Origin of the sequence: Roseospira goensis (assembly GCF_014197795.1) — a bacterium.
GTDB classification, from domain to species: Bacteria; Pseudomonadota; Alphaproteobacteria; order Rhodospirillales; family Rhodospirillaceae; genus Rhodospira; species Rhodospira goensis.
Genome location: NZ_JACIGI010000035.1, coordinates 1 through 14,036, shown reverse-complemented (window position 1 = coordinate 14,036; position 14,036 = coordinate 1). Strand labels below are relative to the sequence as shown.

General features: G+C 72.3%; 11 protein-coding genes and 1 tRNA gene. 7 read left to right on the top strand and 5 right to left on the bottom strand.

The genetic code is table 11. The annotated features are described in order from the left end of the window. Positions 1-275 precede the first annotated feature (275 nt). A complete protein-coding gene (locus tag GGD88_RS15470; protein WP_343056395.1) occupies positions 276-782 on the bottom strand; it encodes a pentapeptide repeat-containing protein in 507 nt (168 codons plus the stop codon). Between the two features lie 128 nt (positions 783-910). Next, positions 911-1,408 (bottom strand): thioesterase family protein, encoded by a 498-nt coding sequence (locus tag GGD88_RS15465; RefSeq protein ID WP_184437071.1) that lies wholly within the window; start codon positions 1,406-1,408, stop codon positions 911-913. A 256-nt stretch (positions 1,409-1,664) separates the two neighbouring features. On the opposite strand from GGD88_RS15465, the gene GGD88_RS15460 reads away from it, so the two are divergent. Next, positions 1,665-2,555, top strand: coding sequence for a tetratricopeptide repeat protein (locus GGD88_RS15460; RefSeq protein ID WP_184437069.1), 891 nt, complete (start codon positions 1,665-1,667; stop codon positions 2,553-2,555). A 146-nt stretch (positions 2,556-2,701) separates the two neighbouring features. Here the strand turns inward: GGD88_RS15460 and GGD88_RS18525 are convergent, their stop codons facing one another. Next, positions 2,702-3,109, bottom strand: coding sequence for a DUF1127 domain-containing protein (locus tag GGD88_RS18525; protein WP_221237182.1), 408 nt, complete (start codon positions 3,107-3,109; stop codon positions 2,702-2,704). Between the two features lie 527 nt (positions 3,110-3,636). Between GGD88_RS18525 and GGD88_RS15450 the strand changes: the two genes are divergently transcribed. Then, positions 3,637-5,643, top strand: a complete 2,007-nt coding sequence (locus GGD88_RS15450) for an aminopeptidase P family protein (RefSeq protein ID WP_343056394.1) — start codon at positions 3,637-3,639, stop codon at positions 5,641-5,643. Here GGD88_RS15450 and acnA read toward each other — a convergent pair. Next, positions 5,624-8,401: an aconitate hydratase AcnA gene (gene acnA, locus GGD88_RS15445; protein ID WP_184437067.1), complete on the bottom strand. Its 2,778-nt coding sequence runs from the start codon at positions 8,399-8,401 to the stop codon at positions 5,624-5,626. The two genes, GGD88_RS15450 and acnA, sit on opposite strands and share 20 nt — an antisense overlap. A gap of 276 nt (positions 8,402-8,677) precedes the next feature. On the opposite strand from acnA, the gene GGD88_RS15440 reads away from it, so the two are divergent. The 5 genes from GGD88_RS15440 (at position 8,678) to GGD88_RS15420 (ending at position 13,485) form a co-directional block, all read left to right on the top strand. Next, positions 8,678-9,355, top strand: a complete 678-nt coding sequence (locus tag GGD88_RS15440) for a GntR family transcriptional regulator (protein ID WP_184437065.1) — start codon at positions 8,678-8,680, stop codon at positions 9,353-9,355. An 82-nt stretch (positions 9,356-9,437) separates the two neighbouring features. Continuing rightward, complete coding sequence (locus GGD88_RS15435; protein WP_184437063.1) at positions 9,438-9,839, top strand: nuclear transport factor 2 family protein; 402 nt, start codon at positions 9,438-9,440, stop codon at positions 9,837-9,839. A 420-nt stretch (positions 9,840-10,259) separates the two neighbouring features. After that, the gene (locus GGD88_RS15430; RefSeq protein WP_184437061.1) at positions 10,260-11,618 is read left to right on the top strand and encodes a dihydroorotase; all 1,359 of its coding nucleotides are present in this window, start codon (positions 10,260-10,262) and stop codon (positions 11,616-11,618) included. Between the two features lie 68 nt (positions 11,619-11,686). After that, positions 11,687-12,415, top strand: coding sequence for an isochorismatase family protein (locus GGD88_RS15425; protein ID WP_184437052.1), 729 nt, complete (start codon positions 11,687-11,689; stop codon positions 12,413-12,415). 35 nt (positions 12,416-12,450) lie between these two features. Continuing rightward, a complete protein-coding gene (locus tag GGD88_RS15420; RefSeq protein WP_184437050.1) occupies positions 12,451-13,485 on the top strand; it encodes a CobW family GTP-binding protein in 1,035 nt (344 codons plus the stop codon). Positions 13,486-13,773: 288 nt separating this feature from the next. Here the strand turns inward: GGD88_RS15420 and GGD88_RS15415 are convergent. Beyond that, positions 13,774-13,849 (bottom strand) — tRNA-Lys (locus GGD88_RS15415). Positions 13,850-14,036: the final 187 nt, after the last annotated feature.

Sequence of the window (14,036 nt, the reverse complement as noted above, 5' to 3'; positions counted from 1 at the left end):
TGCGGGCCAAGCACCGACCACGACGCGCGGCCCCGTCACACGTTGTCCCGCCGCGTCCCCGGCGTCCCGTCTCGGCCCCGGCCACCCCCCGGCACCGGCGCCGTCCGCGGCCCCAGAGCTGTGTCCGCGACCCGTCAATCCTCCACCAATGTTAAGTCAGGGATACACCATGCACAGCCCCGCCGCCAAGCACGGCGGGCAAGACAACGCGCCCTGTCACGGGCGCGCCCCCAGAAGGCACCGCTTACTGATCCATGGATGGCCTTAGGCGTCTTTTAGTTGCACTGGCCGATCGAGTTGTCGGCGCACACCCGCTCGCCGTCGGTCCATGTCGCGCCGGACAGGTCGGCATGCAGCAGGTCGGCCATTTCCAGGTCGGCCCCGGTCAGGTCGGCCCCGCGCAGGATGGCCCGGAAGAAGCGGGCACGCCGAAAATCGGCATCACGCAGGATGGCCCCGGACAGGTCGGCCTTGGTGAAGTCCGCCTCGCTCATATGGGCACCGGTCAGGTCCGCGCCTTCCAGATTGGCGCTGATGAAGCGGGTCCGGAAGCCCTGCGCCCCGGACAGGTTGGCCCCGGACAGATCGGCGCGCTGGAACGAGGTATCGCGCAGGATGGCGTCACGCAGGTTGGCGCCGGCCAGATTACGGCCATCGTGGTAGCAGCGGCGCCATTCCACACCGGGCGCCGCGACGTCGGTACAGCCGGCGGCAGCCGGCCCCGCTACCCCGGCGACCAGCACCAGGACCAGGACCAGGAGCAACATGAGAGAACGGTGCACGGGAGGGACTGTCCAATTGGTCTGCATGATGCGCTAGAAGGTAAGCCGTTCGCCGCCTCAGGAAAAGGGTTCGGTTGTGGCAAGACCGTGGCAGCGGGGTGCGGCCGCCCTGCCCCGCCCCGCCTCGGTCAGCCCCGCGGCGCCCCGACGTGGCGCCCCACCTCGGGCGGGCGCGGCAGCCGGGCGTGGGCTTCGACCAGGGCGTCGATGCGAGCGCGGCCTTCGTCCGGCCACGGCGCCACGCGGCGGGTGTTCAGATCCACATGCAGCAGCAGAACCTCGTTGGTGGCCGCCTGGTAGCCCTGCTCGGCGTGCAGCAGGCGATGGAACAGGCGCAGCTTGCGCGGCCCGGCCTCCAGCGCCAGGGTCTCGACCACCAGCGGATCGCCCAGCGACAGCTCGCGGTCATAGGTGACGTGGGCCTCGACCGCGAAGATGGTGCCGCCGGTGCGCGCCCGGTAGGCGGCGCCGAGGTCGAGCCAGTCCATGACGGCATCGCCGGCGTGGTCGCAGACCAGGCTGTAGTAGGCCACGTTCATGTGACCATTGTAGTCCAGCCACTCCGGCCGCACGGTCTCGCCGTGCAGGCGCAGGGGGGCGTCACTCGGGGGATTGGTCGTGGCCATCACTGCCTCCCGGTCCGGCTGCCGTGCTTGGCGGCGCTTGCGGGCGGGCGGGTGGACCCATCCCGCGTCGCGCCCGCGCCTGTCCACGGTTTTACCCGTCCACGGTTTTAATTGTCGCCCTGTCCGGACGGTTCTACAGTGTAGGTCATGGTTCCGTCACCATGTACACCGAGATGGGGCGGCGCCACGGAAGCGTCGGGCCGCTCCGGCCCGCCGTTCCGGCCAGACCCGCGGTCCGTCGGGGGAGAACCGAACCATGCCCAAGACCCAAGCCGATCAGGCGATGATGGACGCCGAACGGCACGTCACCCGCGCCGAGTTCCAGCAGGCCCTGGAGGCCTTCGGCCGCGCCCGCGTCTTCTTTCACCGGGCCGGCGATGCCGACGGGGAGGCGCTGGCCATGCTGCGCCGCGGCGAGGTCGAGCTGGGCCAGGGGCGCACCCCGCGGGCGCGCGAGGCGCTGACCGAGGCGCTGGGCCTGTTCACCGACGACGCCGACGACAGCGACCGCTCGATCGCCGAGGTTCTGCTCTCCGAGACCCTGCACCTGGAGGGAGACCTGCGCGGCGCCCGCCGGCACGCCGAGGCCGCGCTCAGCCGCGCTGCCAGCGCCGGCAACCTGTACGGGGAGGCCCGCGCGCAAATGCGGATCGCCCGTCTCGACCTGGAAGCCGGACGCGGGGACCGCGCCCTCGACCACCTGGGCCACGCACGGCGCCTCTACGAACAGACCGGGCGCAGCCTGCATGAGGCGACCGCCCTGTCGGCCATGGCGGAGGTGCTGCGCGACACCGGCCGCGCCGACGACGCCCACGCCGCGCTCGAACAGGCCGCCGAGCTCTATGCCATGAACGGCGATCACCTGGACGAGGCCACCACACGCATGGACATCGGCCGGCTGCTGGCCGCCATGGGGGCGTTCGACGAGGCCCGCGAGGCGTTCACCCACGCCGCCCGCCTCAATGGCGAGGCCGGGCACCTGGCCGGCGAGGCCGAGGCCCTGATGGAGGCGGGGCGCCTGGACGCGCGCGCCGCCCCGAAACGGGCGCTCAAGATGCTGCGGCACGCCGCCGAATTGTTCGGCCACGCGGGCCTTGACGGCCAGCGCGCCCAAGCCGAGCGCGAGGCCGCGGTGTTGCGCGCCTGACGGCCGGACACACCGCGCGAACCGGACGTTTCAACCTATCGAAAGCCCACCGGACGTCCGTCGAAAGCCCATCAAAAGTACCGAGAAGCGGGGCGCTCCGAACCATCGGACCGCCCCGCGTTCGTGTCGCCGCGCCCCCGATCACCTCAGGGCAGCGGACGCTGGAAGCGACCGGCCACCACGGCGTCGATGTCCGACCGGGTCAGGCCGATGTCCTCAAGCTGATGATCGTCCATCGCCAGCAGGGTGGCTTCCAGCTCGCGCCGTTCCAGCCACCGACGCACCGTGCGCACCAGCCACCCGATCGGGCCATGGCGGAACCAGTGATCGTCGTTCGAGGCCGGCCGGGCCTCCCGCTCGCCATACCAGCGGTGGCGCGCCAGCGGATCGCCAGGGCCGCCGACGCGGTCGTTCGCCGGCAGGGCATCGGCGAAGGTGGCCGGCAGCATGGTGAACGGCGCGCTCAGAACGGTACCCACGGCCGAAGCCTGGTGCAGCGCGGCGCCTTCCGGGGTTTGACGTCCCTCGTGGGTATGGTCTACATAGGGCCACATGGTTCTCACTCCTTGAGTTCAGGCGGCTCCGGGTTGACCACCGACGCCGGCTCCGGGACCACAGGACCCATCCCGGTGACCGGGGCCAAGCGTGATGCGCGGACCCTGTTGCAGCCTCGCACACCTCTCTTGCACGCTGGACACATTAACCAGGCCGTGCGAAGAGGCCTTCCAAATAACGAAAGCGGCTCGTGGCCCCTCGAAGACCACGATCCACTTACCCCTCCAGGTATACGGGGCGCCGGCGCCGAGCGGCAGCGGGATTCCCGCATTTCCGTGATGCCGGCGGCGCATGGATTCGGCCGTCGGTCCTGCGTCGAACGCAGGGCGCGGCGCGGGGCCGGGCCCGGCAAGCCTTGATTGCCCGGCGCGCCGCCCTCATGTGCTTCAGACGGCGCGCGCCGCCGACAGTATTCTGGACCGTCCAGCCGAGAGCCGCCCCTGTGCCCGCCACCACGACCTCTGCCAAAGCCACCGCCACCCGCCGGCCGGCCAAATCCGAAGCGCAGCGGGCGGGGGATCGCGCCGTGACGGCGCTCATCGACCGGATGGCCCGCGACGGCCGCACCCCGCCGGACGCCAAGGCACTGCGCACGCTGCTGGCCGGCATCGCCGCGACCCCGCCGGGCGTCGACCACGCCTGGATGGATCTGGTCGCGGTGCCGCCGCGCAGCCCGGCCCTGGTGGCGGCCCTCGCCGACGCGCGGGCGGCCCTGGCCCCCCCCGCCCTGCACCCCGGCGGACCGCCGCACGGCGCGGACCGGCTGGCGGGCCTGCGCCGGGCGCTCGACGAGGCGGGCCTGGCCGGGGTCCTGGTCCCACGCGCCGACGCCCATCAGGGCGAGTTCGTCGCCGCCAACGCCGAACGGCTGGCCTGGCTCACCGGGTTCACCGGCTCGGCCGGGTTCGCCGTCGTGCTGGCCGACCGGGCGGCCCTGTTCGTCGACGGCCGCTACACCCTCCAGGCCGCCGCCGAGGTGGACACCGGCCTGTGGGAGGTGGTGCCCATCGGTCAGACGCCGGTGAACGACTGGCTGGCCCAGACGCTGCGGCGCGATGACCGGATCGGCTACGACCCCTGGCTGCACACGGCGGCCGAGATCGACCGCCGCGCCGCGGCCTGCAAGCGCCCCGGCGCGCGCCTGGTGCCGCTGCACGCCAACCCGATCGACGCCCTGTGGCGGGACCGGCCGCCAGCGCCCCTGGGTCCGGTGGTGCCGCATCCGGAGACCTACGCCGGCCGCTCGGCCGACGACAAGAGGACGCAGATCGCCGGCCTGCTGCGCGAGCAGGGCTGCACCGCGACGGTCATCACCGATCCGGCCGCCGTGGCCTGGCTGCTCAACATCCGGGGGGCGGACGTGCCCTACACGCCGCTGGCCCTGGGCTTCGCCATCCTGCACGACAGCGGGTCGGTCGACCTGTTCATGGACAGCCGCAAGCTGACGCCCGCCGCCCGCGCCCATCTGGGCCGCGGCGTGACCGTGCAGGCCCCGGCCCAGCTCGGCGGGGCGCTGGAGACCCTGGGCGCCCACGCCGGCCGCGTGCTGCTGGACAGGGACGGCTGCGCGCAGTGGATCCGCCAGCGGCTCGCGGACGCCGGCGCCACGGTGCAGCTCGGGTCCGATCCGATCGCCTTGCCGCGCGCGCGCAAGACCCTGGCCGAGCTGGAGGGCACGCGCGCCGCGCACCGCCGCGACGGTGCCGCCCTGACCCGTTTCCTGTGCTGGATCGACCGCGAGGGGCCGGCCGGCACCCAGACCGAACGCAGCGCCGCCGCGCACCTGCACACGCTGCGGGCCGAGGGCGACCACTTCCGCGGCCTCAGCTTCGAGACCATCAGCGGCGCCGGGCCGAACGGCGCCATCGTGCACTATCACGTCAGCGCCGAGACCGACCGCCGCATCGCGCCGGACATGCTCTACCTGCTCGACAGCGGTGCGCAGTACCGCGACGGCACCACCGACGTCACCCGGACCCTGGCCATCGGCACACCCTCGCCAGACCAGATCCGGCGCTTCACCCAGGTCCTCAAGGGCCACATCGCCATCGCCACCGCGGTGTTCCCGCGCGGCACCACCGGCACCCAGCTCGACACCCTGGCCCGCACCGCCCTGTGGGCGGACGGCGTCGACTTCGAGCACGGCACCGGTCACGGTGTGGGGAGCTATCTCGGGGTTCATGAAGGCCCGCAGCGCCTGTCCAAGCGCCCCTCGGACGTGGCGCTGCACCCGGGCATGATCGTGTCCAACGAGCCGGGCTACTACAAGGCCGGCGCCTTCGGGATCCGGATCGAGAACCTGGTGGTGGTCACACCCGTGGAGGCACCCCAAGGGGCCGAACTGGCGCTGCTGGGGTTCGAGACCCTGACCCTGGCGCCGATCGACCGGCGGCTGATCGACCCCGGCCTGCTGACCGCGGACGAGCGCGCCTGGGTCGATGCCTACCACGCCCGCGTGGCCGCGGAGATCGGACCGCTGCTGGACGACGCGACGCGGGACTGGCTGGCGGCCGCTACCCGACCGCTGGCCTGAGCGCCACGCCCGGCGCCGGGGTCTTCGCCGCCATCAGGCCGTCGCGGACCCGCCGGAACAGGCCGCCGGCCCGCAGGGTCTCGGCCTCCACCGGTGCGGCCAGGACCAACTCGGTCTCGAACGTCACGCTCTCGCCGTCGGGTCGCGTGGCTCGCACCGTGACCGACACGCCCGCTTCCATGGCGGCGTGCAGCCCGTCGAGGCGGTAGACCTCGCGCCCGGTCAGCCCCAGGCTCGCGCGGCTGTCGCCGTCGCGGAAGCGCAGCGGCGCGATGCCCAGCGCGATCAGGTTGGCGCGGTGGATGCGTTCGAACGACTCCGCCAGCACGCAGCGCACCCCCAACAACGCCGGTCCCTTGGCGGCCCAGTCGCGGCTCGACCCCATGCCGTAATCCCGGCCGCCCAGGACGATCACCGGCACGCCCTCGGCCCGATAGGCGGCGGCCGCGTCATGGACGCTGGTCTCGGTCCCCTCCGGCAGCTTCCGCGTCACACCGCCGCTGCGCTCGGGGACCAGAAGGTTGTGAATGCGGGCATGGGCGAAGATGCCGCGCGCCATGACATGATGGTTGCCGCGGCGCATGGTGTAGGCGTTGAAGTCGCCCGCCGCCACGCCGCGGTCGCGCAGGTAGCGACCGGCCTCGCTGTCCTCCGGGATCTCGCCGGCGGGCGCGATGTGGTCGGTGGTCAACGCATCGCCGAACACGCCCAGCACCCGCGCGCCCGCGATGGTATCGGGCAGCGGCGGGGTCTCGTCGGCAAAGAACGGTGGCTCCAGGACGTAGGTGGAGTCGGGATCCCACGGGTACAGCGGCCCGGTGGGGGCGTCGAGGCGGCGCCACTGCGCGGTGCCATCGAACAGCGTGGCGTAGGCGCGCCGGTAGGCCGCCGGATCGCCGGTGCGGGTCAGCAGCCCGGCCACCTCCTGCGGGTCCGGCCACAGGTCGCGCAGGAACACCGGCCGGCCCGCCGGGTCGTGCCCCAACGGCTCCTGGTCCAGGTCGATATCCACCCGGCCGGCCAGGGCATAGGCCACCACCAGCGGCGGCGACGCCAGATAGGCGGCGCGGACCTGGCGGTGAATGCGGCCCTCGAAGTTGCGGTTGGAGGACACCACCGCCGCCGCCAGCAGGCCCTCGTCCTCCACCGCCCGGGCCACCGGGCCGGGCAGCGGACCGGACTTGCCGCTGCACGTGGTGCAGCCGTAGCCGACCAGGTAGAACCCCAGCGCCTCCAGCGGCGCCAGCAGGCCGCTGGCCTCCAGGTAGGCCGTCACCACCCGCGAGCCCGGTGCCAGCGAGGTCTTGACGAAGCCCGGCACCGACAGCCCGGCCGCCACCGCGTTGCGCGCCAGCAGGCCGGCCGCCAGCATGACACCGGGGTTGGAGGTGTTGGTGCAGGCGGTGATGGCGGCGATGGCGACGGCGCCGGCCTGTACGGTGCGCGACCCGTCGGGCAGGGCCAGGGTCACCCGCCGCTCCGCCGCCGCCTCGCTCAGGCCGAACCCGCCGTCCTGGCGCGGCCGCGTCAGCCGGGCCCGGAAATCGGCGGCGACCGCGCGCAACGGCAGCCGGTCCTGCGGGCGCAGCGGCCCGGCCAGGCTGGGCTCGACCGCCGACAGGTCGATATCCACCACCGCATCGAAGGCCGGGGTGGGCGCGTCGGCCTCCCGGAACAGACCGGCGGCGCGGCCGTAATCCGCGACCAGGGCCACCTGCTCCGCCGTCCGGCCGGTCTGGTGCAGGTAGGTCAGGGTGGCGTCGTCGATCGGGAAGTAGGCCGCGGTGGCGCCGTATTCCGGCGCCATGTTGGCGATGGTGGCGCGGTCCGGGACCGACAGGTGGCCGCAGCCCGGGCCGGTGAACTCGACGAAGGCACCGACCACGCCGACCTGACGCAGGCGCTGGGTGACGGTCAGCACCAGGTCGGTGGTCGTGCTGCCCGGCGGCAGGGTGCCGGTCAGCCGGACGCCGACCACGCGGGGCACGGAGACCAGGTAGGGCTGGCCCAGCAGCGCCGCCTCCGCCTCGACGCCGCCGACGCCCCAGCCCAGCACCCCCAGGCCGTTGACCATCGGGGTGTGGCTGTCGCCCCCCAGCACGAACTCGGGAAAGGCGATCTCCTCGCCGTCCGGGGGGCCGTCCGGGGGGCCGTCCGAGACGGCCGGTGCGACGTCAACCACCCGGGCCAGGCGCTCCAGATGAACCTGATGGACGATGCCCATCCCCGGCGGCACCACCCGGCAGCCGGCGAACGCGCCCTGCGCCCACTTGAAGACGCGGTAGCGTTCGGCGTTACGCTCGTACTCGCGCTGGACGTTCAGGGACAGGGCGGCGCGGCTGCCGTAGTGGTCCACCATGACGGAATGGTCGATCACCACGTCGACCGGGACCTGCGGCTGCACGCACCCGGGATCGACACCTGCCCGGTCCAGGGTGCTGCGCAGCGCGGCGAGGTCCATCAGGGCCGGCAATCCACTGGAATCGGGCAGCAGGACCCGCGACACCCGCACCGGCACCGCGAACGGCGCTCCGCCCGGGGTCCACGCCGCCAGACGGGCGACCTCGGCGGGCGTGGCAAAGCCCGGGCCGCAGGTGCGGGCCGCGTTCTCCAGCAGGATCCGCAGGGTGTAGGGCAGCCGGGCGAGGCGATCCGGATCGCCGCCCACCAGGGCCAGCAGGTCGACGCGGCGCCGGCGGCGGCCGCCGCTGTCGAAGCGGGCCACGGCGCGGGACGGATCGGCGGGGCGTTCGGTCATGGGCGGCGCGTCCTCGACGGTGAGAGGGGGCCGACCGACGCGGCGCGCACACCGGTGGCGCGCCGGGCCGGGCCTCGCATGATCGTCTCCCGCGCGCCTTAAACTGTCAACACTTTTGCCATCGCATCACTTGTTTTCCTTTTCCGAAGACAGTCTGATATAGTCCGGTGTCGACACTGCGGCCGGGACCGGCCGCCACCCTGCCCCCTCGCCCCTATCCCCTCGCCCCTATCCCCGAACCCCTGTCCCCGAACCCCGGAGCGCCGAGCCCCCGACATGTCGTCCGAACAGCAGACCCTGGCCGAGAAGGCCTTTGAAAGCATCTACGCGATGATCATGTCCGGCGCCCTGCCGCTGGGCGGCATCGTCAACGAGGTGGCGCTGTCGCACACCCTGGAGATCGGGCGCGGCCCGGTGCGCGAGGCGGTGCAACGCCTGCAGGGCCTGCGCCTGGTCACCCGCGAGCCGTACATGCGCGCCCGCGTCGTCTCGCTGTCGGTGCGCGACATGGTCGAGATCTTCCAGCTTCGCGAGGCCGCCGAGGGCATGGCCGCGCGCCTCGCCGCGACTCACATGAGCGACGCCGAGATCGCCGCCCTGATCGAACGCTTCGAGCGGCGGCGCGCCGGCCTGCCCGGGCCGGACGGCGAGACGCCCGACGTTTTCGACGTGCATGTGCGGATCGCGGAGGGCTCCGGGAACAGCCGCATCCGCCACCTGCTGTGCGAGGAACTCTACCACCTCTTGCGGCTGTACCGGCGCCGCTCGGGCGCCCTGCCCGGCCGGCGCGGCGAGGCGCTGGACGAGCACTGGCAGATCCTGCGCGCGCTTCAGATCCGCGATCCCGCCCTGGCGGAGTCGCTGATGCGCTCGCACATCTCCCGCGCCACCGAGTTGCTGCTGGCGACGCTGCCCGACCAGGCGCCGCGCCGGGCCGATAACACCGCCGCGTAGCCCCAACCGCACCGCGCCCGCCCGGTCCGTCCCGCGGCACGCGGGCGACAGTCCCCCCCTTGCCGATCGAAGGAGACGGCCCATGGCCTCAACAGTGTCCCCCGAGGCGCTCGTGCGCGCCTACCTGACCGCCAGCGCCGCACGCGACGTGGCGGCCGCTCAGGGCTTCCTGGCCGAGGACGCCGAGATCGTATTCCCCGGTGGCGCCCCGCGCCGCACGGCGGCCGAGATCTTCGCCGGCTCGGCGCGGCGCTACCAGAGCGTCGACAAGGTCATCGAACGCGTCGACGTCGCCCCCGGCACCCAGGCGGACGAACGCGTGGTCTACTGTTCGGGCACCCTGTTCGGCGTGTGGACCGACGGCACCCCGTTCGAGGGCATCCGCTTCATCGACCGCTTCGTGGTCCGGGACGGCCGCATCCAGAGCCAGATGGTGTGGAACGACACCGCCTTCGTCCGCCCGCCGGCGCGCGACGCCGCCTGAGCGCCGCCCGACTCCGGATAAACTGTCGACAGTTTTTCGGCTGCCCCGTTGGCTCCCGGCCGACCCGCATGGCATGGGCGCGGCGGTGCCATCCTGCGCCGGTCCGCCGTCGCGGCCGACCGGTGACAGGCCCGGGGGCCTTTGGGTCCGATTTCTCCTCAGCAATACAAAGACTTGGCGGCCCTCCACAGGCGCAGAGGGGCGCGCCCCGGTCGGTGTCGCGCACTCGCCGGTCCGGCGCACTGGGCGCCGAGTGGAGGCGATCACGCGGCGCCCAATACGCGCCGAGCTTGACACCACCCCCCAAACTGTCGACAAAATACCCGACAGGGCCGGTCGGGACCGGTCCCGCGGGAGCGCGCCGGCCCACACCGGGATCCGCACCGCCCGCGTCCCCCCGTGCCAGCCTGTGGGAGCGTCATGACCCTGGATCTGCTGTTGACCAACGCGGCCCTGGTGCTGCCCGACGTCGGCGTCGTCCCCGGCGCCGTCGGGGTCCGCGACGGCCGCATCGCCGCCCTGCTGGAGCCCGGCACCACCCTGCCCGCGCGCGAGACCGTGGACTGCGCCGGCCGCTGGGTGATGCCCGGCCTGGTCGACCCGCATGTGCATTTCGGCTTCGGCTCGCCGGAGACCGATTTCCTGACCGAGGCCCGCTCCGCCGCCCTGGGCGGGGTGACCACCGTGCTGTCGTTCCACCGCTCCGCCGACCCGCGCGAGGCCCTGCCGGCGGTGCGCGACCGCGCCGAGACGCAAAGCTGCATCGACTTCGGCTTTCACTTCGGCATCACCCATCGCCTGCACGTGGAAACGCTGGTGGAGGCGTCGCACGCGCTCGGCGTCACGTCCTACAAGATCTACCTGATGTACAAGGGCCAGGCGGGCCTGTCGAAGGGCTTCACGGAGATCGACGACGGCCTGCTGTTCGCCGCCATGCAGCAGGCCAGGCGCGTCCCCGGCGCCGTGCTGGGGGTGCACTGCGAGAACGTCGAGGTCATCCCGGTGCTGCGCGATCCGCTGCGGCGGGCCGGGCGCGACGACCTGGCCGCCTGGGACGACCAGAGCCCCGACTTCCTGGAGGCCGAGAACGTCCACCGGGTGTGCTACTTCGCGGCCAAGACCGGCTGCCCGGTCAACATCGTGCACCTGTCCAGCCGCGAGGCCCTGGAGGAGGTGCGCCGCCACCGCCGCGACCACCGGGCGGACATCTCGGTCGAGACCTGCCCCCACTTCTTGACCATGACCCGCGACGACCCCAGCGGGCCGCTGGCCAAGGTCAACCCTCCGCTGCGCCAGGCCGCCGATGTGGACGCGCTGTGGGAGGGCGTGCGGGACGGCACCGTCACCACCATCGGCACCGACCACGTGGGCCGCAAGCGCGAGACCAAGACGGCGCTGTGGTCGGCGACCAACGGCTTCCCCGGCCTCGCCACCATGCTGCCGAGCCTGATCGACGAGGGCGTGCACAAGCGCGGCGTGCCGATCGAACGCATCGCCGCCCTGACCAGCGCCACCCCGGCCCGGCTCTACGGCCTGCGCGGCAAGGGGCAGCTCGCGGTCGGATACGACGCCGACCTGGTGGTGGTCGACCCCGACCTGACCCGCACCGTCGACCCGGCGACGCTCGAATCCTACGCCGACTATTCGCCGCTGGAAGGGCGCAGCCTGACCGGCTGGCCGGTGATGACGGTCTTGCGCGGCATGACCATCGCGCGCGACGGCCGCGTCACCGACAGCGCGCGGGAACACCCGCGAGGCCGCTACCTCGCCCGGCTGTAGGCCGTCCCCAACGGACACCGACCGCAGGACACGAACCGAAGGACCCGAACCGAAGGACACCGACGACCATGACCGAGCCGAAACGCATCTGGGACGACTACCTCACCCCGCGCGACAAGGAGGTCTACGCCGCCTCCGGCTACGGCAAGCGGGGCGGCTTCGGCAGCCGCCCGGCGCTGTTCATCATCGACGTGCAGTACAACTTCTGCGGCGACCAGCCCGAGGACATCCTGGAGGGCCTGAAAAAGTACCGCACGCACTGCGGCCCCGAGGCATGGGAGGCGGTCAAGCACATCGAGCCGCTGATGCACACCGCGCGCGAGAAGAACATCCCGATCTTCTATACCGAGAGTGCGCGCCGCCCGGACATGATCGACAGCGGCGTGCAGGTCGGCAAGAGCCACCGCGGCACCGAAAAGACGGTCATCGAGGGCACCCACGCTACCCAGACGGTGGCGCCGCTGGCGCCGCGGCCAAAGGACATCCTGATCGGCAAGCGCAAGCCGTCCTGCTTCTTCGGCACCATCTTCATGAGCCACCTGAACTTCCTGGACGTCGACACGCTGATCCTGACCGGCTGCACCACCTCGGGCTGCCTGCGGGCGACCTGCGTCGACGCCTATTCCTTCAACTTCAAGGTGGTGATCCCGGAGGAAACGGCCTTCGACCGCTTCCAGGCCAGCCACGCCGTCAACCTGTTCGACCTGAACTGCAAATACGCCGACGTCATGCCCACCACCGAGGTCCAGACCTATCTGGAGGGCCTGCCGGTGCGCGAAGACGTCGCGGTCGGCTGATCGGTCCCCCTGTCCCTGTCCACAGTGGAGCGTCCATGGCCGCCGCGACCTGTCCCCTGGTCCTGCTCACCGGCTTCCTGGGCAGCGGCAAGTCGACGCTGCTGGCGCGGCTGATCCGCGATCCCGGCTTCGCCGACACCGCCGTGATCGTCAACGAGTTCGGCGCCGTCGGGCTGGACCATGCCCTGGTCAGCGCGGGCCAGGAGGACACCGCCGTCCTGCTGGACTCGGGCTGCATCTGTTGCACCCTGACGTCATCGCTCGAGGAGACGCTGGAGGACCTTTACTACAGGCGGGAGCGCGGCGAGATCCCGGCCTTCGCCCGCGTGGTGGTCGAAACCACCGGCCTGGCCGACCCCGGCCCCATCGCCAACGCCCTGGCCGGCGGCCCGTTCGTCGCCCGCTTCTTCCACCTGGCGGCCATCGTGACCACGGTGGACAGCGTGCACGGGGCCGACCAGCTCGCGGCCTTCGACGAGGCCCGCACCCAGGTCGCGATGGCCGACCGCCTGATCGTGACCAAGGGCGACGTGGCGACGCCGGGGCAGGTCGCGGCGGTCGCGGCGGCGCTCGACCGTCTGGCCCCGCACGCAGACCGCCATGCCGCCGTGTCGGGCGCCATCGCCCCCGCAGTGGTCTTGGGCACCGGGACCCTGACATCGCGCACCGCCGCGGGGGCCATGGCGCCGCCCGCCTGTCCGCCCGGCTGCGACCACCCGGATCATGGGCATGGGCATGATCACGCCGGGGCCGATCACGTCGCGCAACATGGCTTCGTCAGCCAGGTGCTGCGCCTGGACGGTCCGGTGACCTGGGCCGGCTACGCGGCCTGGGTGCGGGGTCTGCAAACGACCCTGGGCGACCGGCTGCTGCGGGCCAAGGGGGTGCTGGCCTTCGACGACGGCGCGGTCTACGCCGTCCAGGGCGTGCGCCTGCTGTTCGATCCGCCGCGGCGCCTGGACTGGACCCCCGACCCCGGCCTGATCGGGACCCTGGTGGTGATCGCCCGCGACGCCGACCCGGCCGACCTGGCCGCCACCCGGATCTGGTTCGACGCGGCGGCCGTTTGAGCGGCGCTTGAGACACGATCCCGGATCGTCGCCACATGGTCCGGGTCGGCGTCGGCGCCGGTCAGACGGCCGCCGCGGCGCCGTCCCGCGCCCCCCGTCAGCGTGATACCTCGGCCGCCCACGCCCCTGCCCGGCCGCACGGCCACCGTGTCAAAAGTCTGGCGACTTTCTCGAATCGACTGCCGAGCTACAGAACAGCGAGTGATATACGCCACCCCGTCGGGTGATATACGCCACCGGGCGGAGCGCTTTTGGGGAAGTGTACATTGTTGATATCGCTGAAAAAAATGGTGTGCCCACCAGGACTCGAACCTGGGACCCGCTGATTAAAAGTCAGCTGCTCTACCATCTGAGCTATGGGCACTTCTGCATGGCACGCCGCACAGGCCGTGGCGCTACGGCGTCGCGGCGCGCACCTTACGGGGCCGGGGCACGGCGGTCAACGCCGGCGTCGCCGGGTGTATGGGTTCAGGCTGCCTGAGACTCTGGAGAAGGCTCCTTGAGAGCGTTTTGAAGGTACGCGAGCGGGGTCAGGCCGTTCAAGGCGCGAT

Coding starts and splice junctions, on each gene's coding strand:
- GGD88_RS15465 (WP_184437071.1), bottom strand. CDS start 1,408: ATGGCCACGACCAATCCCCCGAGTGACGCCCCCCTGCGCCTGCACGGC.
- GGD88_RS15460 (WP_184437069.1), top strand. CDS start 1,665: ATGCCCAAGACCCAAGCCGATCAGGCGATGATGGACGCCGAACGGCAC.
- GGD88_RS18525 (WP_221237182.1), bottom strand. CDS start 3,109: ATGTGGCCCTATGTAGACCATACCCACGAGGGACGTCAAACCCCGGAA.
- acnA (WP_184437067.1), bottom strand. CDS start 8,401: ATGACCGAACGCCCCGCCGATCCGTCCCGCGCCGTGGCCCGCTTCGAC.
- GGD88_RS15440 (WP_184437065.1), top strand. CDS start 8,678: ATGTCGTCCGAACAGCAGACCCTGGCCGAGAAGGCCTTTGAAAGCATC.
- GGD88_RS15435 (WP_184437063.1), top strand. CDS start 9,438: ATGGCCTCAACAGTGTCCCCCGAGGCGCTCGTGCGCGCCTACCTGACC.
- GGD88_RS15430 (WP_184437061.1), top strand. CDS start 10,260: ATGACCCTGGATCTGCTGTTGACCAACGCGGCCCTGGTGCTGCCCGAC.
- GGD88_RS15425 (WP_184437052.1), top strand. CDS start 11,687: ATGACCGAGCCGAAACGCATCTGGGACGACTACCTCACCCCGCGCGAC.
- GGD88_RS15420 (WP_184437050.1), top strand. CDS start 12,451: ATGGCCGCCGCGACCTGTCCCCTGGTCCTGCTCACCGGCTTCCTGGGC.